At 61.3% G+C, this 19,060-nt stretch carries 16 protein-coding genes; 2 read left to right on the forward strand and 14 right to left on the reverse strand.

Going from position 1 to position 19,060, the window contains the following annotated elements; all coding sequences use genetic code 11:
* Positions 1-9: 9 nt before the first annotated feature.
* The 6 genes from M2281_RS26255 to M2281_RS26280 form a co-directional block, all read right to left on the reverse strand.
* On the reverse strand, positions 10-699 hold the full coding sequence (locus M2281_RS26255; protein ID WP_280824157.1) for a D-lyxose/D-mannose family sugar isomerase: 690 nt from the start codon (positions 697-699) through the stop codon (positions 10-12).
* Positions 696-1,739 (reverse strand): hypothetical protein, encoded by a 1,044-nt coding sequence (locus M2281_RS26260; RefSeq protein WP_280824158.1) that lies wholly within the window; start codon positions 1,737-1,739, stop codon positions 696-698. Before M2281_RS26260 ends, M2281_RS26255 begins: the two co-directional genes overlap by 4 nt.
* 9 nt (positions 1,740-1,748) lie before the next feature.
* Positions 1,749-2,864, reverse strand: a complete 1,116-nt coding sequence (locus M2281_RS26265) for an ABC transporter ATP-binding protein (protein WP_280824159.1) — start codon at positions 2,862-2,864, stop codon at positions 1,749-1,751.
* Positions 2,865-2,867: 3 nt separating this feature from the next.
* A complete protein-coding gene (locus M2281_RS26270) occupies positions 2,868-3,749 on the reverse strand; it encodes a carbohydrate ABC transporter permease (protein WP_280824160.1) in 882 nt (293 codons plus the stop codon).
* Complete coding sequence (locus M2281_RS26275) at positions 3,746-4,627, reverse strand: carbohydrate ABC transporter permease (protein WP_280824161.1); 882 nt, start codon at positions 4,625-4,627, stop codon at positions 3,746-3,748. Before M2281_RS26275 ends, M2281_RS26270 begins: the two co-directional genes overlap by 4 nt.
* A 135-nt stretch (positions 4,628-4,762) precedes the next feature.
* On the reverse strand, positions 4,763-6,016 hold the full coding sequence (locus tag M2281_RS26280) for an ABC transporter substrate-binding protein (RefSeq protein WP_425537808.1): 1,254 nt from the start codon (positions 6,014-6,016) through the stop codon (positions 4,763-4,765).
* A gap of 239 nt (positions 6,017-6,255) precedes the next feature.
* On the opposite strand from M2281_RS26280, the gene M2281_RS26285 reads away from it, so the two are divergent.
* Both M2281_RS26285 and mazG read left to right on the forward strand, forming a co-directional pair.
* Positions 6,256-7,305 (forward strand): LacI family transcriptional regulator, encoded by a 1,050-nt coding sequence (locus tag M2281_RS26285; protein ID WP_280824162.1) that lies wholly within the window; start codon positions 6,256-6,258, stop codon positions 7,303-7,305.
* A gap of 93 nt (positions 7,306-7,398) precedes the next feature.
* A complete protein-coding gene (mazG, locus tag M2281_RS26290) occupies positions 7,399-8,223 on the forward strand; it encodes a nucleoside triphosphate pyrophosphohydrolase (protein WP_280824163.1) in 825 nt (274 codons plus the stop codon).
* Positions 8,224-8,334: 111 nt separating this feature from the next.
* Here mazG and hflX read toward each other — a convergent pair whose 3' ends face one another.
* From hflX to dusB, 8 genes are all read right to left on the reverse strand, one after another.
* Positions 8,335-9,726, reverse strand: coding sequence for a GTPase HflX (hflX, locus tag M2281_RS26295; RefSeq protein ID WP_425537809.1), 1,392 nt, complete (start codon positions 9,724-9,726; stop codon positions 8,335-8,337).
* Complete coding sequence (gene hfq, locus M2281_RS26300) at positions 9,727-9,975, reverse strand: RNA chaperone Hfq (RefSeq protein WP_008838101.1); 249 nt, start codon at positions 9,973-9,975, stop codon at positions 9,727-9,729. It lies immediately after the preceding gene.
* Positions 9,976-10,253: 278 nt separating this feature from the next.
* Complete coding sequence (gene trkA, locus M2281_RS26305) at positions 10,254-11,630, reverse strand: Trk system potassium transporter TrkA (RefSeq protein ID WP_280824164.1); 1,377 nt, start codon at positions 11,628-11,630, stop codon at positions 10,254-10,256.
* 34 nt (positions 11,631-11,664) lie between these two features.
* Positions 11,665-13,026, reverse strand: a complete 1,362-nt coding sequence (locus M2281_RS26310; RefSeq protein ID WP_280824165.1) for a sigma-54-dependent transcriptional regulator — start codon at positions 13,024-13,026, stop codon at positions 11,665-11,667.
* On the reverse strand, positions 13,016-15,304 hold the full coding sequence (locus M2281_RS26315; protein ID WP_280824166.1) for a sensor histidine kinase NtrY-like: 2,289 nt from the start codon (positions 15,302-15,304) through the stop codon (positions 13,016-13,018). Before M2281_RS26315 ends, M2281_RS26310 begins: the two co-directional genes overlap by 11 nt.
* Before the next feature lie 121 nt (positions 15,305-15,425).
* Entirely contained in the window at positions 15,426-16,883 is a 1,458-nt protein-coding gene (gene ntrC, locus M2281_RS26320) for a nitrogen regulation protein NR(I) (RefSeq protein WP_280824167.1), read from the reverse strand.
* The gene (locus tag M2281_RS26325; protein ID WP_280824168.1) at positions 16,880-18,016 is read right to left on the reverse strand and encodes a two-component system sensor histidine kinase NtrB; all 1,137 of its coding nucleotides are present in this window, start codon (positions 18,014-18,016) and stop codon (positions 16,880-16,882) included. Before M2281_RS26325 ends, ntrC begins: the two co-directional genes overlap by 4 nt.
* Entirely contained in the window at positions 18,013-19,029 is a 1,017-nt protein-coding gene (gene dusB / locus M2281_RS26330; protein ID WP_280824169.1) for a tRNA dihydrouridine synthase DusB, read from the reverse strand. Before dusB ends, M2281_RS26325 begins: the two co-directional genes overlap by 4 nt.
* Between the last annotated feature and the right edge of the window lie 31 nt (positions 19,030-19,060).

A 19,060-nucleotide genomic window follows, 5' to 3' on the forward strand; every position in this document is an offset into this window, starting at 1 on the left:
GCCTCTCGATCAGGCCTTGCCGTCGACAAACCGGTCATAGTCGGAGACGAGCAGGTGGAGCGGTGCCTCGTCCTCCTCGACATTGGAAAAGCGTCCGATCGGATCGACGAAAACATTGTCGGTCAGATCGTCATTGACCGTCGAAACCTCGCCGATCAGCACGTCGGCGCCCTCTGCCCAGAAGGCGTGCCATACACCCGGCAGCAGTGTGACGCTCTCGCCTGGGTCGAGCTTCAGCAGCCCGCCGGCCGGCAATTTGCGGATCACGCCGTCGGTCGGCACCTCGACCTCGCGATGGCGGTCGATATTGCCCTCCCCGTCCGGCATGAAAAGCTCGAGCACGAGCTTGCCGCCGCCGCGGTTGATGATGTCTTCCGCCTTCAAATTGTGCCGGTGCATCGGCGAAAGCTGGTTCTGGCGCGTGATCATGATCTTTTCGGCATAGAGCATGCCCCGGCCACGCGAGAGGTCTGCGGCACTGCCATTGCGCACGGTGAACAGGAACAGGCCGAGTTCATCATACTTGCCCTGGCCATAGTCGGTAATGTCCCAGCCAAGGCGGGCGTCGACGATGCCGGCGGGGCGGCGGCTCTTGAGTTCTTCCGGCGACCAGTAGGCGAAGGGTGGCATGACATAGCCGAAGGAGCGGATGAACGCGTCCCCTTCTCGAATGATTTCGTTGACGCGGGAGCGCTTCATTTTGCGGGTCCTTCGTGCTTGCTGGCGTTCAGGCTTGATGCGGAAATTCGGTATTGGGTCGTCCATCTTTCGTCGGCGCGGAATGCGCGCCCTGACGACAAGCTGTGCGGCCTGTGTGGAGCGAGGCCGGTGTCATCGAAATATGCGTGCACGGGCTCTATACCGATGCCGCGAAACCGGTTCGACCAGGGCGATGCGCTTCGCCCGCGGTTCGAAAGCCAGATGACGAGCGAGGGAAAATCGCTGGCATTCCAGCTGAGCTCCGCCCGGTAGCCGTCGTCCGGATAGGTGAGGCTAACGCTCCCCGGCACGCCGGACAGAAGCAAAATCTCTTCGCCAAGACCCGAAGGAGGGGTCGATAGGTCTACTGTACCCTCGCCCGCCAGCGGCACGGCATCGAGCCGCGCGAATTCTGCGGCGGGTTTCAGCTGGGACACACCGGGCTCAAATACCTTCGGAAAAGTGTGGCCACGCGCGAATGCACCCGGATCAAGTTGGAGGCGATCCCCTTCGCCTGCAAGCCTGAAAATCGGATGAAGGCCAACCGGCAGCACGCAATCGGCGCGGGCCTCCACCGTCAGTTCCAAGGCGACTGCGGCCTGACCCTCGATGCCTTCGATGCGCCGCTCGAGACGCCTGATAGGATGGTGTTCCGGATAGTCGATGGCAAGGGTTATGGCGCCTGCCGAGTGCTCTATGACATGCCACTCATTGTCGGTGCCGAAGCCGTGATGGTGCGGATCGATCGCGGTCGTGCCGAACGGCACGCACGGCCATTCGCCGCCCAGTTGGCGCAGGTGGGCCGGGAAAGACGTAATTTCCGTTACCTCGGGCTCGCCGGTCCATGGCGCCTCGGCCAGCGGTTCCACCGTCGCGCCGTCGTCAAGCTGCAGAACCAGGTTGTGCAGCGCTGCGCCAATGGCAGAGACGTCGGCATGGCCCCTGTCCCAAGACAGCCGCCAGGCCGATCCGACACCTGCCAGGGCCGGACTATCCGCTCGCAGCTGCGCGGCAAGCGCGTTTGGACCGACGGATGCCACGTTCTCTCCTCAGACGATCCGCAGCCCGCTCGCAGGGTCGAAAAACACAGCCTTGTCGAGATTGAATGCCAGATTAGTCTTCTTGCCTGCAGTCACGTTGGCGTCGGCGCGCAGGCGCGCCGTGACATGCTTGCGGCCCAACCGTGTGACGGCGAAGGTGTCGGAGCCGGCCGGCTCCACCACTTCGATCAGGCATTCGCTCTCGGCAACATGTGCGGCATTGCGATCGGCGCCGTCGCGGTCCGTCAGCGCCTCGGGCCGGATGCCGAAGATGACTTCCTTGCCATCATGCGCTGAAAGCCCCGCAGATGCATTGGGCACGCCGAGAACCAGCGGTTCCTGCTCCTCGCGATGCGTCGAGATCGAAACGCCCGAACCGTTCTTCTTGATCGTCACCGGGATGAGGTTCATGGCCGGCGAGCCCATGAAGTCGGCCACGAAGAGATTGGCCGGGTTGTTGTAGATCTCGGCTGGCGTGCCGGATTGCTGCAGCACCCCGTCCTTCAGCACGGCAATCTTGGTGGCCAGCGTCATCGCTTCGATCTGGTCGTGCGTGACGTAGACGATGGTCGTGCCCATGCGCTGATGCAGGCGCTTGATTTCGGTACGCATATCCACGCGCAGCTTGGCGTCGAGGTTCGAAAGCGGCTCGTCGAACAGGAACACCTGCGGCTTGCGCACCAGCGCTCGGCCGATTGCCACGCGCTGGCGTTGGCCGCCCGAAAGTTGGCTCGGCTTGCGGTCGAGCAGATGGGCGATCTGCAGCATCTCGGCCACGGTGGCGATGGCCTGGTCCCGCTCAGGCTTCGCCACGCCCCGGATTTCCATGCCGAAGCCGATATTCCCGGCAACAGTCATGTTCGGGTAGAGCGCGTAGGACTGGAACACCATGGCGATGTCGCGCTGCGAGGGATGCAGCCCGTTAATCACCTTGCCGCCGATGCTGATCGAGCCGCCGGTGATCGTTTCCAGTCCGGCGATGGAGTTGAGCAGGGTGGACTTGCCACAGCCGGAAGGCCCGACGAGGACGAGGAAGCCGCCCTCCTCCACTTCGAGATCGATGCCCTTCAGCACCTTCACGTTGCCGAAGGTTTTTTCGAGGTTGCGGATTTGCAGGAAGGACATGCGCTAACCTTTCACCGCGCCGGCCATGAGGCCACGCACGAAATATCGGCCCGACACGATGTAGACGACCAGCGTGGGCAGCGCCGCCAGGATCGCGCCGGCAAAATGGACGTTGTATTCCTTCACGCCGCTCGAGGACGAGACGAGATTGTTCAGCGCCACCGTCATCGGCTGCGATTTGAAATCGCCGAAGGAAGCGCCGAACAGGAAGTCGTTCCAGATATTGGTGAACTGCCAGATGACCGTCACCACGATGATCGGTGCGGAAGACGGCAGCAGGATGCGCCAGAATATCTGGAAGAATCTGGCACCGTCGATCTGAGCGGCCTTCACGAGTTCCGTCGGGAACGCGGCATAGTAGTTGCGGAAGAACAGGGTCGTGAAGCCCAGGCCATAGGCCACATGGACGAGCACCAGCCCGCGCGTGGTGCCGGCAAGGCCGAGCATGCCAAGGATGCGCGCGGCGGGAATGAGAGCGATCTGGAACGGGATGAAGCAGGCCAGCAGCATCATGCCGAACACCAGATTGTCGCCCCGGAAGCGCCATTTGGTGAGGACAAAGCCGTTCAGCGCGCCGAGCATCGTCGAGATCGCGACGGCAGGGACCGCCATCAGGATCGAATTGATGAAGTAGGGTTTCAGGCCAGTCGCCTGCACGCCGATCTGCGCCGTCGACCAGGCGGTGAACCACGGATCAAGCGTGAATTCCCTCGGAAGGGCCAGCATGTTGCCTTCACGGATCTCGGACAGCGGCTTCACCGAGTTCACGATCATCACGTAGAGCGGCAGCAGGTAGTAGATCGCAAACAGGATGAGCGCGATGTAGATCAGCCCGCGAGCGAGCTTGTTCACCTGCGTTGCGTTGTCGGCCGAAGGCGTGCTCATTGGCGCGGCCCTCCACGCAGTTCCGTATAGAGATACGGGATGATGATGGAGAAGATCATGACCAGCATGATCATCGCCGACGAGGCGCCAATGCCCATCTGGTTGCGGGTGAAGGTGTAGGAATACATGAATGTCGCAGGCAGTTCGGTGGCCTGCCCCGGCCCGCCGCCGGTCAGTGCCACGACGAGGTCGTAGGACTTGATGGCGAGGTGGGCGAGCACAACGAAGGCCGACAGGAACACCGGACGCATCAGCGGAATGATGATGCGGCGGTAGATCATCATGGTCGATGCGCCGTCGATCTGGGCAGCCTTGATGATCTCGTTGTCAACGCCGCGCAGACCGGCCAGGAACATTGCCATGACGAAGCCCGACGATTGCCAGACGGCAGCCATCACCACGGTGTAGATCGCCAGGTTCCGATCCTTGATCCAGGTGAAGGAAAAGCTCTCCCAGCCCCAGAGGTGCATGGTGTGCTCAAGGCCGATGCCGGGGTCGAGGAACCATTTCCAGGCCGTGCCGGTGACGATGAAGGACAGCGCCATCGGATAGAGATAGATCGGCCGCAGAAAACCCTCGGCGCGGATCTTCTGGTCGAGCAGGATCGCCACGAACAGGCCGAGCACCGAGCACACGACGATGTAGAGCGTGCCGAAAATGGCCAGGTTGGTGAGCGCACGCCACCAATGCGGAAGCTGCCAAAGCTTCGAATAGTTTTCAAAACCCACCAGCCCGTAGGACGGAAGCATCTTCGAATCCGTCAGCGACAGATAGCCGGTGTAGAGGATGAAGGCATAAACGAAGAGCAGGATCATCGCGAAACTGGGGGCAAGCACCAGCTTTGGTACGATGGACTGCAACTGATTGCGTGTCGGCATGTCCGCTACCCCGCAAATGGCATGACGTTGTCATCCATTTGCGCTGGAAAAACAGAGGCATACAGGCGAATGTTCGCAATGCCCCAGAAGTCACCGGCGGGCGCGAAAACGCGCACCGCCGGCAGGCTCGTATCGTTACTTTGCAGCAGCGACAGCAGCGGCCAGTTCGGCCGGTGCGTCTGCGGTCGACAGGTCGCCGTTGAAGTGACGCGTGATCACGTCATACATGGCGTTCTTGATCGACGCCGGCACAGCATGGCCATGGGCCATGGAGCCGAACAGCGTGCCCTTCTCGTTGGCTTCGGCGAGGTCCGCCATGCCCTTCTTGCCGCAGTCGTCGAAAGCGGTATTAGGCACGTCGGTGCGGGCCGGAACCGAACCCTTCACCACGTTGAAGGCCGACTGGAACTTCGGGTCCTCGATGGCCGAAGCCATCATGAGCTGCGCCTTCTGCTTGTCCTCGCCGACCTTGAACATCATGAACTGGTCGGAGTTGAAGGTGACGGCGCCCTGGGTGCCCGGGAAGCGGATGCAGACGAAGTCGGTGCCCGGCTTCTGGCCAGCCTTGAGGAACTCGCCCTTGGCCCAGTCGCCCATCATCTGTGCGCCGGCCTTGCCTTCGATGACCATGGCCGAGGCCAGGTTCCAGTCACGACCCGAGAAGTTGTCGTCCACGTAGGAACGCAGCTTCTCCATGCGGGTGAAGGCTTCCTTCATCTTGTCGCCACTCAAGGCGGCCGGATCGAGATCGATCATCGACGACTTGTAGAAGTCGGTGCCAAGCGAAAGCACGACAGCGTCAAACAGGGTCGCATCCTGCCAGGGCTGACCGCCATGGGCGAGCGGCGTGATGCCGTTTGCCTTCATCTTGTCGAGCATGGCAACGAACTCGTCCCAGTTCTGGGGCTCCTTGCCGCCGGCGGCGTCGAGCGCCTTCTTGCTGATCCACACCCAGTTGGTGGAGTGGACGTTCACCGGTGCGGCAATCCACTTGCCGTCATATTTCGAGAAGTTCTGCAGCGCGGTCGGGATCACCTTGTCCCAGCCTTCCGCATTGGCGACTTCGCTGAGGTCGCCCACGACGCCCTGCTTGGCCCAGTCGGTGATGTCGAAGCCGAGTGCCTGCACGGCCGTCGGCGGGTTGCCAGCGGTCACGCGAGCGCGCAGCGCGGTCATAGCGGCCTCGCCGCCGCCGCCGGCGACCGGCATGTCGGACCAGGTGACGCCCTTCGATTCCAAATCCTTCTTCAGCACGTCCAGCGCCGAGGCTTCGCCGCCCGACGTCCACCAGTGCAGAACTTCGACGTTATCGCCAGCCTTGGCCGCGCCCGAAGTCAGGGCGATGAGCGCCGCACCGACGGCAAGCTTCGTGATCGTACGCAGTGACATTGAATCCCTCCCAGGTTGCTTGGCGGCAATATCGCCAGCTGTGAATTTATAACGATATAAATCGGACTTCTGTCAAGCTGCGAGGCCACAATGCGTGCACCTTCTCAGCAACCCCTTGAGTTGCATGACTTTAATGGCCATAAGCTGTGGAAATCGGGTGCCCTTTCAGGCGACATGGTCTAATTTATAACGTTATAAATGCGCTGACGAATGCGCTGCAGGTACAAGAGGCACGGCCGATGGACGGCTCTGACAGAGGCGGAAAGCGGGAGAACGGAGAGGGCGCGGCGGTAAAACCCACGCTGCGGACCATCGCCGAGCTTACCGGCCTGGCCGTGACGACGGTTTCGCGGGCGCTTGGGGGCGCGCCGCAGATTGCGCTGGAAACCCGACAGAGGGTGCAGCAGGTCGCCGAAGAAATCGGCTACCTGCCGGACCGCGCCGCACAACGTCTCCGCACCGGCCGCACCAACGTGATCACGCTCGTGCTCGATCCTCACGAGGAAATCCTCGGGTTCAGCACGTCCCTGATTCGAGGATTGACCGAAGCGCTGCGCGAAACGCCTTACCATCTCGTGGTCACCCCGCATTTTGCCGATGTGCCGAGCATCGATCCGGTGCGCCGCATCATCCGCAACCGCATGGCGGACGCGGTCGTCTTCTCACGCACCGAACCGTTCGATGAGCGGGTGAAGCTGCTGCTCGAGCACGATTTTCCATTCGTCTGCCACGGCCGTACCGAGCTTGGCACGCCGCACCCTTACGTCGATTTCGACAATTTCAGCTTCGCCTATGAGGCCACAAGGCGCCTGATCGCCAATGGCCGTAGGCGATTGGCGATCATCCTGCCGCCGCGTCGCTTCACCTTTTTCCAGCACATCCAGTATGGCTTCATGACAGCCGTGCGCGAAAGCGGGGTGGCGTTCGAGGTCATCGAGGACGTGGACCTCGACAGTTCCGCCGAGGATATCCGAGCGAGCGTATTCGCTCGCATGGCGCTGGCCGACCCGCCTGACGGATATGTCTGCGGCGGTGAAGTTTCCGCGCTGGCGGTTATGGCCGCGCTCAGCGACCGCGGCCTCACGCCCGGCACCGACGTCGGCATCGTGGCCAAGCAGACGTCCGGCCTCTTCGACCTCGTCCGCCCGCAGGTCGACACGATCTATGAGGACATCAGCGGCGCAGGGCTTCAGATGGGGCGGATACTGCTCGCCGCAATGAGCGGCGGCAACGCCGCCGACCTTCAGATAGTGCAGCCGCCCAAGCTCAATTTCATTGCGGCAAGCTAAGCAATCGGCTTTAACGCCCTGGTCGTTGACGTTCGGGGCTGTGAACCCTGGCCGTCGACGGTTCGCCTCAACATCTTAGGCAAGCAACCAGCCATGAAACCTTCCAAGGATATCTCGCGTCTCATCGAAATTATGGCGGCCCTGCGCGCGCCAGGCACCGGCTGCCCATGGGACATCGAGCAGAATTTCGAGACGATCGCGCCCTATACGATCGAGGAAGCCTATGAGGTTTCAGACGCAATCGCGCGCGGCGACTTCGAGGACCTGCGCCTAGAACTGGGCGACCTGCTGCTGCAAGTCGTCTATCACGCGCAGATGGCAAAAGAGATCGATGAGTTCGATTTCGGCGACGTGGTCGAGGCCGTCACAACAAAGATGATCAGGCGCCATCCGCACGTGTTCGGCGACGAGGATGCTCGCAGCGCCGGCATGGCGAAGGGAATGTGGGAGCAGATCAAGTCCGTGGAGAAGGCCGAGAAGCGGGCAACCCGGCTTGCGCGGGGCCTCGACCCCGAAGATCACGGCAGGGGTTTTCTCGACGGTATCCCAGTTGCGTTCCCTGCCCTTACCAGAGCGCTGAAGCTGCAGGAAAAGGCTGCCCGCGTCGGCTTCGACTGGAAAGAGGCCGCGCCCATCCTGGACAAGATCGAGGAAGAGATCGGGGAACTGCGCGAAGCCATGGGCAAGGCCGATCAGGCGGCCATCCAGGACGAATTTGGCGATGTGCTGTTTGCCCTGGTTAATTTCGGCAGGCACCTGCAGATCGATTCAGAAGCCGCGCTCAGCGGCACGAACGACAAGTTCCGCAAGCGTTTCCATCACGTAGAGCGCGAGCTGGAGGCTGCAGGACGCAACCTCGACGAGGCAAGCCTAGAGGAAATGGAAGAGCTCTGGCAGCAGGCAAAGAAGGCGAAGTAAGGCTTAGAGCGAGATGCCTTTTCGTTGAATCGCCATCTAGCTCTAAGCTTTTGTTTTTGAAGCATGATCTTGTCCGAAAAGTCTGCAACTTTTCGGGATCATGCTCTGGCCCTATTTCTTGCGCTGCAGCCTGGATTCAATCTCTTCGCGCGCCGACTCTGTCGCCAGTAGCGTGATGGTCACGCCGCCGTCTTCATTGTCCACCCGCTCGGTAACATCGCCGTTGCGGTAGAACCAATCCACCAGACCCAACTGGTCCGGCGTGAGCGTGATAGTCACCGGTTTCAGTTCGCCTGAAACCCGCTCTTCGATCAGTGCCGTCAGTGCATCGATGCCCTCGCCGGTGATCGCGGAGATGGCGATCGGCGGTGCCGGCTTGCCGCTTGCGCTTTCGGCAAGCAGGCGTTCGCGATTGACCTCGTCCAGCCGGTCGATCTTGTTCCAGACCTCGACGATACGCTTGTCATCGGAGGCATCGACGCCGAGATCGGCGAGAATCCGCTCCACGTCCTCGGCCTGGGCCGCCGTGTCAGGGTCGGAAATGTCGCGAAGGTGGATGATAAGATCGGCCTCGACCACTTCTTCCAGCGTCGCGCGGAAGGCGGCGATGAGATGCGTCGGTAGGTCGGAGATGAAGCCCACCGTATCCGACAAGATCACCGGCGTGCCATGCGGCAGCCGCACCCGGCGCAGGGTCGGGTCTAGCGTCGCAAACAGCATGTCTTCGGCCAGAACCCCTGCCCCGGTCAGCCGGTTGAACAGCGTCGACTTGCCGGCATTGGTGTAGCCGACAATGGCGACGACCGGAAACGGCACTTTCCTGCGCTTGGCCCTGTGCAGATCGCGCGTGCGGCGCACGGTCTCGAGCTCGCGCTTGAGCCGCATGATCTTTTCCTGCAGCGCGCGCCGGTCGGCTTCAATCTGCGTTTCACCGGGACCACCCAGGAATCCGGCACCGCCGCGCTGGCGCTCAAGGTGGGTCCAGCTGCGGACCAGCCGGCCCTTCTGGTAGTTCAGATGCGCCAGATCGACCTGCAGCGTACCTTCCTTGGTACGCGCGCGCCGGCCGAAAATCTCCAGGATCAAGCCCGTGCGATCCAGGACCTTGGCGTTGGTTTCCTTTTCAAGGTTTCGCTGCTGAACCGGCGTCAGCGGATGATCCACGATCACCAGTTCCGCATGCGTTTCCTTGACGATCTCGGCCAGTTCATCGACCTTGCCGCTGCCAAGCAACGTGGCCGGTCGCGGGTCGTTCACCATCACGATGGCTGTGTGGACCGCATCGAGGTCGATAGCGCTCGCGAGCCCTACCGCTTCGTCCAGGCGGGCCTCGGATGACCGCGTCAGGCGCGGGCGATTGGAATCGTCATCCCCGCGCGGCTGGCGAGCCAGCACGGGGACGATGACGACCGCAATCGTCGGCTTTTCCTGAGTAGAGCGCTCCGAGCTGTTAGCTCGCGAAGCGCGCGCCCCGTTCTTACCTGCGTTCTTGCCTTGAGCCAATCAGGCGCCCTGGCCGTTTTCCTCGCCATCAAACATTTGAACCGGCTGGCTCGGCATGATGGTGGAGATGGCGTGCTTGTAGACGAGTTGCGAATGTCCGTCGCGACGCAACAAAACACAAAAATTGTCAAACGACGTAACTACACCGGTTAGCTTAACGCCGTTGATAAGGAAGATCGTCAGTGGGTTCTTGCTCTTACGAACCGAATTCAGGAAGAGGTCCTGAAGATTTTGCGTACGTTCCGCCATTTTTCTTATCTTTCGTCGACCCCCGTCGATTTGCCTGCTTCCAAGCCCTAGTTATTGGTCTTTGTCAGCCTAACAAATCTATCGCTCGCCAAAGTCCAGGCAAGCAGAACGAGTTGTTTTGAATCAGTTCCACTTAAGCGGTTATCAGGCCGGCGTTTCTTCCGCAACGCCAAAAAGGTGTGGTGCGACAAAAGTCCGACCCTGCCACAGCGTGGCACGGTACATATCGTTGAAACCGCGCAAGAATCCAAGGCGCGATATCTGCAGCCGACCACATTTCAGAAAAACTCCAGACTGACACGGAACATCTGCTCGACATGCCTAACGGCATGGGCGAGCGCGAAGATGACCACCCGGTCCTTGGGTTTGATTCTCGATTGGCCATTCGGCTTGATGACTTGTCCATCGCGGTAGATGGCACCAATTCTCATGCCGTCCGGCAAATCCAGATCGCTCAGGTTCGAGCCAACCAGGGGCGACGTTTCCAGCGCCTCGGCTTCGATGATCTCCGCAGCGCCGCGCTGGACGCTGTGGACGGCGCGGATGCGGCCGCGGCGCACATGCTGCAGCACGCGGGAGATCGTGACCGAACTCGGATTCACATAGGCATCGATGTCGAGCGACTCGGTTAGGTCCTGATAGGCAGGATTGTTGATCAGAACCAGATTTGCCTTGCAGCCCAAGCGCTTGGCCATGACGCTCGATAGGATATTCACCTGATCGTTGTTGGTCAGGGTGACCATCAGGTCGGCATCCTGGATGTCTGCTTCCATCAGCAGTTTCTGATCCAGCGCGCTGCCATTCAGCACGACCGTGCGGCGCAACTGGTCCGCTATCGTCACAGCCCGTTCGCGCACGGATTCGACGATCTTGATTTTCGTGCGGCTCTGGCGCTGCTCGATCGTCTTGGCGACGTAGAGGCCGATATTGCCGCCGCCTGCGATCACGATGCGCGTGGCCTCCTGCTCCTCGTGGCCGAAAAGGCCCAAGGTGCGGTGCACCTGCTCTTTTGCCGTCACGACATGGGCAAGATCGCCCGGTTCGAGCTGGTCGGCCGAATGCGGGATGAAGAGCGTGCCGCCGCGGGTGATGCCTACCACCGTGGACGGCAGATCTGGAAACAGCTCGGATAGCTGCGCGAGCGGGGTATGGACAATCGGGCAATCTTCCAGACACTCGATCGCCAGCATGACGATCTTGTTGTCGGCAAAGCGAACGACGTCCGAAGCGCCCGGCAGCGCGATGCGGCGCAACACCATTTCCCCGACTTCCATCTCCGGCGAGATGATGACGTCGATGGGCATATGCTCGCGCGAGAACAGATCCTGGTAGTGCGGCCTGAGATAGGATTGCGCACGAATGCGCGCGATCTTGGTCGGCACGTTGAACAGCGCGTGCGCAACCTCGCAGGCAACGATGTTGACCTCGTCGTGAAGCGTGACGGCGATGATCATGTCGGCATTCTGGGCGCCGGCGGCTTCCAGAACTTCCGGGTGAGAGCCGTGACCGACAAAGCCGCGAACGTCGAGGGAATCGCGAATGGCGTGAATGAGCTCAGGCGACGTGTCGATCACCGACACGTCGTTCTTTTCGGCAGCCAGGCGTTCGGCGATACCGAAACCAACCTGCCCCGCTCCGCAGATGATTACGCGCATTAGATGGCCGACCGGCTATCTGGATGAAACAATCTCAAACTCCGAGCGACTTGAGTTTCCGGTGAAGTGCCGAGCGCTCCATACCGATGAACTCCGCCGTGCGCGAGATATTTCCGCCGAACCGGTTGATCTGGGCGATCAGATATTCCTTCTCGAACATTTCTCGCGCTTCCCGCAGCGGCAGCGCCATAATGTGCTGATCCGTCTGATTGGGAACGCGCGGCATGACGTCTCCAATCTCTGCCGGCAGCAGGTCGGCAGTAATCGGCTTGTCGGCGTCGACATCGCGCGTGAGGATCATCAGGCGCTCGATGTTGTTGCGAAGCTGGCGGACATTGCCAGGCCAGTTGTGCGCCTGAAGCACGGCCATCGCATCGTCGCCAATGCGGCGAGGCTTGATGCCTGCCTGGCGGGCAGTCTGCTTGATGAAGCCGTCGACCAGGTAAGGAATGTCCTCGCGCCGCTCCGCAAGCCCCGGCACGATCACCGGAACGACCGCCAGGCGATGATAGAGATCCTCGCGGAAACGCCCCTCGGCGATCATGGCTTCGAGGTTCTGCGCGGTCGAGGAAATGATGCGGACGTCGACCTTGACGCGCTTGGTGCCGCCCACGCGCTCGAACTGCTGGTCCACGAGCACGCGCAGGATCTTGCTCTGCGTCTCGCGCGGCATGTCGGCCACTTCGTCGAGATACAGTATGCCGCGGTGAGCCTCCTCGAGGGCGCCGACCTTGCGCTCGGCGCCATTGGACTCGGTACCGAAAAGCTCGATCTCCATGCGCTCCGGCGTGATCGTCGCCGCGTTGACCGAAACGAACGGCCCGCTCTTACGCGACGACATTCCATGGATGGCGCGCGCCACCTGTTCCTTGCCCGAGCCGGACGGTCCCACGATCATGATGCGGCTGTTGGTCGGCGAAACACGGTCGATCGTTTGGCGCAGATGGGTCATGGCCGACGACATGCCGATGAGCTCGAACGAGTCGCCGTTGCGCATCTTGAGGTCAGACACCTCGCGCTTGAGCTTCGAGGTCTCGAGCGCCCGTTCGGCGATGAGGATCAGGCGATCGGCCTTGAACGGCTTCTCGATGAAGTCGTAGGCGCCGCGCCGTATTGCCGAAACCGCCGTCTCGATATTGCCGTGGCCCGAAATCATCACCACCGGAAGGTTGGGGTGTATCGTCTTGATCTCATCCAGCAGCGCCAGGCCGTCGAGGCGGGAGCCCTGCATCCAGATATCAAGAAAAATCAGCCTGGGCGCACGATCGGCGATTGCCGCCAAGGCGCTGTCGGCGTCATGGGCCGTTCGCGTTTCGTGACCTTCATCGCTCAAAATACCGGCGACGAGCTCTCGGATATCTTCTTCGTCATCGACGACAAGGATGTCAGATGCCATTACCGACCTTTTCAGTTCTATGTTTGTCTTCAACACTTCCGTCGCGCAGCGCGGCCGTATCGTCGGCTGCCAAAGGAAGCAGGATGCTGATCATCGCGCCTCGACCGCCATGGAAGTCGGCCGGCGCGTCATGAAGTTCCAAGCGGCCGCCATGGTCTTCAACGATCTTTTTGACGATCGCGAGGCCAAGACCGGTCCCTTTTTCACGTGTGGTCATGTACGGCTCGAGGAGACGCTGTCGATTTTCACGCGGCAACCCCTTGCCGTTGTCCATCACGTCCACCCGGATCATGGCGTCTTCACGGCGCGCCTGAATCCGAATTGCTCCCGCCTCCCCGTCGCTGCGGTCAGCGGCGTCGATTGCTTCGGAGGCATTCTTGATGATGTTGCCGAAGGCCTGCGACAGAAGGCGGCTGTCGAAGGTTCCCTTGAGCTGCTCGGTGCCGAAATCGCGCTCGAACTTGATGTCCGAACGGCTGACTTCGATGAGGAACGAGGCTTCGCGCAGCGGCTCGCGCAGGTCGATATTCTTCATTTCCGGCTTCGGCATGCGCGCGAAGGCGGAGAACTCGTTGACCATGCGGCCGATGTCCTCGACCTGACGAATGATCGTGTCCGTGCACTGGTCGAACACTTCGCGGTCTTCGGTGATCACCTTGCCGTAGCGGCGGCGGATGCGCTCGGCCGACAGCTGGATCGGCGTCAGCGGGTTCTTGATCTCATGTGCGATACGGCGGGCCACGTCGGCCCAGGCAGACGAGCGCTGCGCCTGCATCAGGTCGGTGATATCGTCAACCGTGACGACATACGACTTCTCCTGGCTTTCGTCGTCGCCCTGCTCGATCGTGACCTGCACATTGAAGGTACGTTCGGCGCCGGCGCGATAGAAGGTCACCTGCTCGCGGTAGACGCGCCGCTCGGAGCTGCGGCAAATCTCGAAGACACGGCCGACGTGCGGCAGCACCACCGAGAGATTCTGGCCCATCGAGGTCTCGGCGGAGATGGCAAGCATAGCCTCAGCGGAGCGGTTGACGATGGTGATCGTGCCGAAATGGTCGACGCCGATGACGCCTGCCGTCACGCCTTCCAGAACCGCTTCGGAGAAGCGCCGGCGTTCGTCGACGAGGTCCTTGGCATTGAGGATTTCATTGCGCTGCGATTTCAGCTGCAGCAGCATCTTGTTGAAGGTGTCGGCAAGGGAGGCGACGTCGCCATCGGACGGGCGAACCGGGACCGAGACGTCGAGATTTCCCGTGGCCACCTCATCCGCCGCGCCGATCAACTGCCTGATCGGACGCACGAGCCGATCCGCGACCGCAATACCTGTCCAGATCGCCGACAGGATCACGATCAGGGTCAGCGACAGGTAAGGCAGAGCGATGGCGACCTGGGACGGGCGCCGATTGGCTTCCATGCCCCGGTATTCGTCTGCATTTGCCCGCACGATTTCGCGCGCCTTGATCACCTCGGGGTCGACCAGCCTGATCGTGTAGAGATAGAGCCCCGGGATCTCGCGAAGTTTGATGATCGCACCGACAATGTTGCGGGTGCGCGGCTCAATCAGCACTGGTTTGCCGTCCGCGGCAGTCTCCACCGACCCGGCCGGCGGTTCCGGCATGGCAAATTCGGCGGGCGTCTGCGCCGTCATCACGAAGGAGCCATCCGCATTGATCAGTGCAGCGTGCGCCAATGCGCGCCCCACCGCCTGCTGGCTCATGAAATTGCGGAACCCGGTACGGTCGAGACTGTAGAGGGTGCGCGCATTGTCCAGGTCATAGGCCATGGACAAGGTCGTGCCCTGAAGGTTGCGGGCGTTTTCCTGGACATAGGCGTCCGCGATCGACAGCGAGTAGTTGACGATCGTCTTGGTGCGGATCTCGAACCAGCGGTCGAGGCCGATATTTAGCGTGATCGAGGCAATGACCGCAACCGCGATGGCGGGGACTGCGGCAACCAGCGCAAACATCGTGACGATGCGCACATGCAGCCGCGATGCCGCTTTACCGATCCGACGCGCAGTGAGGATGCGATGGACCTCCCGCACGACCAGCGTAAGCAGGAAGAGGATGAACGCGGCGTTCACGCAAATGATGATCAGCGTGATCGTTTCATTCGGCGTGATCGGCGTGGCCCCGACCAGGATGGCGAAGGATACGGCGGCCGTAAGAAGTGCGCCCACCACGGCAATAATGCCGGGCAGTGCCAGGAGGCGTCTGCCATCTCCACCGGGCTGTGCCGGAAAAATGGATCGCCTGAATATCGTCTTCTGATTCGCCATGCGCCCTACGAGGACCGTTATGCGGTGCACCTATGCAACGCATTGTGGCGATTATGCAACAAGACTGACAGCGGCCACCGAAAATCTTTGGCGCGATTTGCTTGGATATCCCTCGGGGAAGTCAGCATTGCTTGGAAGCGCGATAAACGTTTACGCCGAGCTCGCGGATCTTCTTGCGCAATGTATTGCGGTTCAGGCCCAGCAGTTCGGCCGCCTTGATCTGATTGCCGCGCGTGGCCGTCATCGAAGCCAGGATCAGCGGGAATTCGACTTCGGCGAGAACTCGGTCATAGAGCCCCGGCGGCGGCAATTCGCCGGCGAAGGATGAGAAATAGCGCTGAAGGAACATTTCCGTGGCCTGGCCGATCGAAAGATTGTCCGGTACGAGCACGCCATTTTCCGGAACGGGTTCCTGGCTGGTCCGCAGTTCGGACTCTATGATCTCGGTGGAAATTTCCTCCTGCGGGTAGAGCGCGGCGAGACGCCTGATGAGATTTTCCAGTTCGCGCACATTGCCCGGCCAAGGATAGCGTTTCATCAGCTCAAGGCCGCCGCTTGAGATCCGCTTGGCCTGCAGCCCCTCGCTTTCCGCCTGCTTGAAGAAGTGCCGGACGAGGTCCGGAACATCCTCGGATCGCTCTCGCAGTGGCGGCAGACGCATCGGCACGACGTTCAGACGATAGAACAAGTCTTCGCGAAACAGCCCCTGGGCGATGCCGGCGCGCAAATCCTTGTTGGTGGCAGCAACGATGCGCACGTCGGTCTTGATTGGCGTGCGACCGCCGACAGTGGTGTATTCGCCCTGCTGCAGTACGCGCAGGAGACGGGTCTGCGCCTCCATCGGCATGTCGCCGATTTCATCGAGGAAAAGCGTGCCGCCCTCGGCCTGTTCGAAGCGGCCGCTAGAACGGTTCTGCGCGCCGGTGAACGCGCCCTTCTCATGCCCGAACAAATCCGATTCAATCAGATCGCGCGGTATGGCCGCCATATTGATCGCAACGAACGGACCGTTCCGCCGCCTGCCATATTCATGCAGCGCACGTGCCACCAACTCCTTGCCGGTGCCGGACTCGCCCGAAATCATCACCGTCAGATCGGTCTGCATCATGCGCGCCAGCATGCGGTAGATGTCCTGCATGGCGGCAGAGCGCCCGATCAGGGGCATCGCTTCAGGCTGTTCGTCGTGACGCGCATCGAGTTTGGGGCGCTGGGGCTCGGCCAGTGCGCGGTTGACGATATTCAGGAGCTCGGTGAGGTCGAAGGGCTTGGGCAGATATTCGTAGGCGCCGGTTTCCGACGCACGGATGGCGGTCATGAACGTGTTCTGGGCACTCATCACGATGACCGGCAGTTCGGGGCGGGCCTTCTTGATGCGCGGCAGCATGTCGAAAGCGTTTTCGTCCGGCATGACGACGTCGGTGATGACCAGATCGCCCTCGCCCGCCGCCACCCAGCGCCACAGAGTCGCGGCATTGGAGGTGACGCGCACCTCATGGCCTGAGCGGGATAAAGCCTGGTTGAGCACGGTGCGGATTGCCGCGTCGTCGTCCGCCACCAGAATGTTGCCGCGGGGCGTCATGCCTTGCTTCCTTCGGTTCGCTCCTCCTGGAGCAATGAGGTGTCCTTCCACGCAGGCATCAGCACGCGAAACATCGTGCCGCGTGGCGTGGATTCGCATTCGATGACGCCGCCATGTTCCCCGACGATCTTTGCGACAAGCGCCAGACCAAGACCGGAACCATTCGGCTTGGTCGTGATGAAGGGGTCGAAGATGATCGGCAGGATGTCCTCGGAGACGCCCGCGCCATTGTCATGCACACAGAATTCGAGCGGCAGCGAAACGCGGTCCTGCGATCCCGGCACGGAGACGCGCATGCCGGGGCGAAAGGCGGTCGAGAGCTTGATCTCGCCATCGCTCCGCGACCCTATGGCCTCGGCGGCGTTCTTCACCAGATTGAGGAACACCTGAACGAGTTGGTCGCGATTGGCAAATACCGGAGGAAGTGATGGATCATACTCCTCCACCATATTGATTTTTCTTGCAAAGCCGTTTCGCGCTATCGCCTTCACATGATCGAGGACGACGTGGATGTTAACCGGATAGCGGTCGATGGGACGCTCGTCCGAAAAGACCTCCATGCGGTCAACGAGCGCCACGATGCGGTCCGTCTCGTCGGTGATCAGTCGCGTCAGCGCGCGATCCTCGTCCGATACGGATGTCTCCAGAAGTTGTGCTGCGCCGCGGATGCCCGAAAGCGGGTTCTTGATCTCATGCGCCAGCATGGCGGCAAGGCCAGTCACCGATCGTGCCGCGCCGCGATGGGTCATTTGGCGGTCGATCTTGTCGGCCATCGACCGTTCCTGGAACATGACCACCACCGAGCCGGGCAATTCCGGAACAGGCGCGACATAGATGTCGACGACCTTTTCGATGCCGAGACGCGGCGAGGAAATGTCGACACGGTATTCGTTCACCGGCGCTAGTCGTTCGCGCACCTGTTCGATCAGGGACAGGATCGGACTGCCGAAGGGGACGAAGCGTTCCAACGTGGAGCGAGCCAGCATAGCCGCGCTGGAGCGGAAAAAATCTTCAGCGTCGGCATTGGCATAGCTGATGCGATCGTCGGACCCGATCATTATGACCGGCCGGCGGATCGTGTTGAGGACGATCTGCGCTGCGTCGGTGACCTCGGCTCGATTGCTGGCTGTCACGCGGCGCTCCTTTCCTGCATTTCGGAAGAACTGATCGCCTCCCGCAGGCCGCGAACCACTTCGGCCGGATCGAGCGAAGTCATGATCCTGGCGCGCAGCTCCGACGCAATCTCGGTAGCGTGGCGGTCGAGATACCAGCCGAGATGCTTGCGCGCCTGGCGCAGGCCGCTTTCGATGCCGTAGAGCGCCAGCATGTCTTCATAATGCGAGACGACATAATCGGCCATTTCCGCGGCTGTGCGCGGTGCTTCCAGTGCTTGCTCGGCCACCGTTGCAATGGCGCCCGCTGTCCATGGTGCGCCATAGCTGGCACGCCCGACCATCACGGCGTCCGCACCTGATTGTTCAAGGATTTCCGAAGCATCGGCGAGGTTTCTTACATCGCCATTGGCGACGACCGGGATGGAAACCGCCTCTTTGACGCGTGCAATCGCGCGCCAATCGGCCTTCCCCTGATAGAACTGGCAGCGCGTGCGGCCGTGCACGGTCACCATCTTCACGCCGGCCTCCTGCGCACGGCGCGCGAGTTCCGGGGCGTTCAGTGCCGCCTCGTCCCAGCCGAGGCGCATCTTCACCGTCACAGGCACATCCACGGCCCCGACGACCGCGTCTATCAGCGATACGGCATGATCAAGGTCGCGCATCAGTGCAGAACCGGCATAGCCGCCGGTCACTTTCTTGGCGGGGCAGCCCATATTGATGTCGATGATGTCGGCGCCCTCGCCGGCCGCGATGCGCGCGCCTTCCGCCATGTGTTCGGCCTGGCGACCTGCGAGCTGGATCATGTGCACCGGAAGGCCTGAATGGCGAATGCGGCGTCCGGATTCCGAATGCCCCTTGGCCAACTCGCCGCTCGCAACCATTTCGGAAACGACCAGCCCCGCGCCATGGGCATAAGCGCGCTTGCGAAACGCATCGTCCGTGATGCCGGACATCGGCGCCAAAAAGACACGGTTGCGGATTCTTACACCACCAATTTCGAGCGGTTTTGCAAGAGCCGTGAAATCTGGCATGCACAAATTCCAAGCAGTTTTATCTTCTGCT

This window comes from Pseudaminobacter soli (ex Li et al. 2025) (genome assembly GCF_029892515.1).
In the GTDB taxonomy this organism is placed as follows: Bacteria; Pseudomonadota; Alphaproteobacteria; order Rhizobiales; family Rhizobiaceae; genus Pseudaminobacter; species Pseudaminobacter soli_A.

Bases quoted from the DNA above. Each gene is read 5' to 3' on its own strand.
- M2281_RS26255 (WP_280824157.1), bottom strand. From the start codon at position 699: ATGAAGCGCTCCCGCGTCAACGAAATCATTCGAGAAGGGGACGCGTTC.
- M2281_RS26265 (WP_280824159.1), bottom strand. From the start codon at position 2,864: ATGTCCTTCCTGCAAATCCGCAACCTCGAAAAAACCTTCGGCAACGTG.
- M2281_RS26270 (WP_280824160.1), bottom strand. From the start codon at position 3,749: ATGAGCACGCCTTCGGCCGACAACGCAACGCAGGTGAACAAGCTCGCT.
- M2281_RS26275 (WP_280824161.1), bottom strand. From the start codon at position 4,627: ATGCCGACACGCAATCAGTTGCAGTCCATCGTACCAAAGCTGGTGCTT.
- M2281_RS26280 (WP_425537808.1), bottom strand. From the start codon at position 6,016: ATGTCACTGCGTACGATCACGAAGCTTGCCGTCGGTGCGGCGCTCATC.
- M2281_RS26285 (WP_280824162.1), top strand. From the start codon at position 6,256: ATGGACGGCTCTGACAGAGGCGGAAAGCGGGAGAACGGAGAGGGCGCG.
- mazG (WP_280824163.1), top strand. From the start codon at position 7,399: ATGAAACCTTCCAAGGATATCTCGCGTCTCATCGAAATTATGGCGGCC.
- hfq (WP_008838101.1), bottom strand. From the start codon at position 9,975: ATGGCGGAACGTACGCAAAATCTTCAGGACCTCTTCCTGAATTCGGTT.
- trkA (WP_280824164.1), bottom strand. From the start codon at position 11,630: ATGCGCGTAATCATCTGCGGAGCGGGGCAGGTTGGTTTCGGTATCGCC.
- M2281_RS26310 (WP_280824165.1), bottom strand. From the start codon at position 13,026: ATGGCATCTGACATCCTTGTCGTCGATGACGAAGAAGATATCCGAGAG.
- M2281_RS26315 (WP_280824166.1), bottom strand. From the start codon at position 15,304: ATGGCGAATCAGAAGACGATATTCAGGCGATCCATTTTTCCGGCACAG.
- ntrC (WP_280824167.1), bottom strand. From the start codon at position 16,883: ATGACGCCCCGCGGCAACATTCTGGTGGCGGACGACGACGCGGCAATC.
- dusB (WP_280824169.1), bottom strand. From the start codon at position 19,029: ATGCCAGATTTCACGGCTCTTGCAAAACCGCTCGAAATTGGTGGTGTA.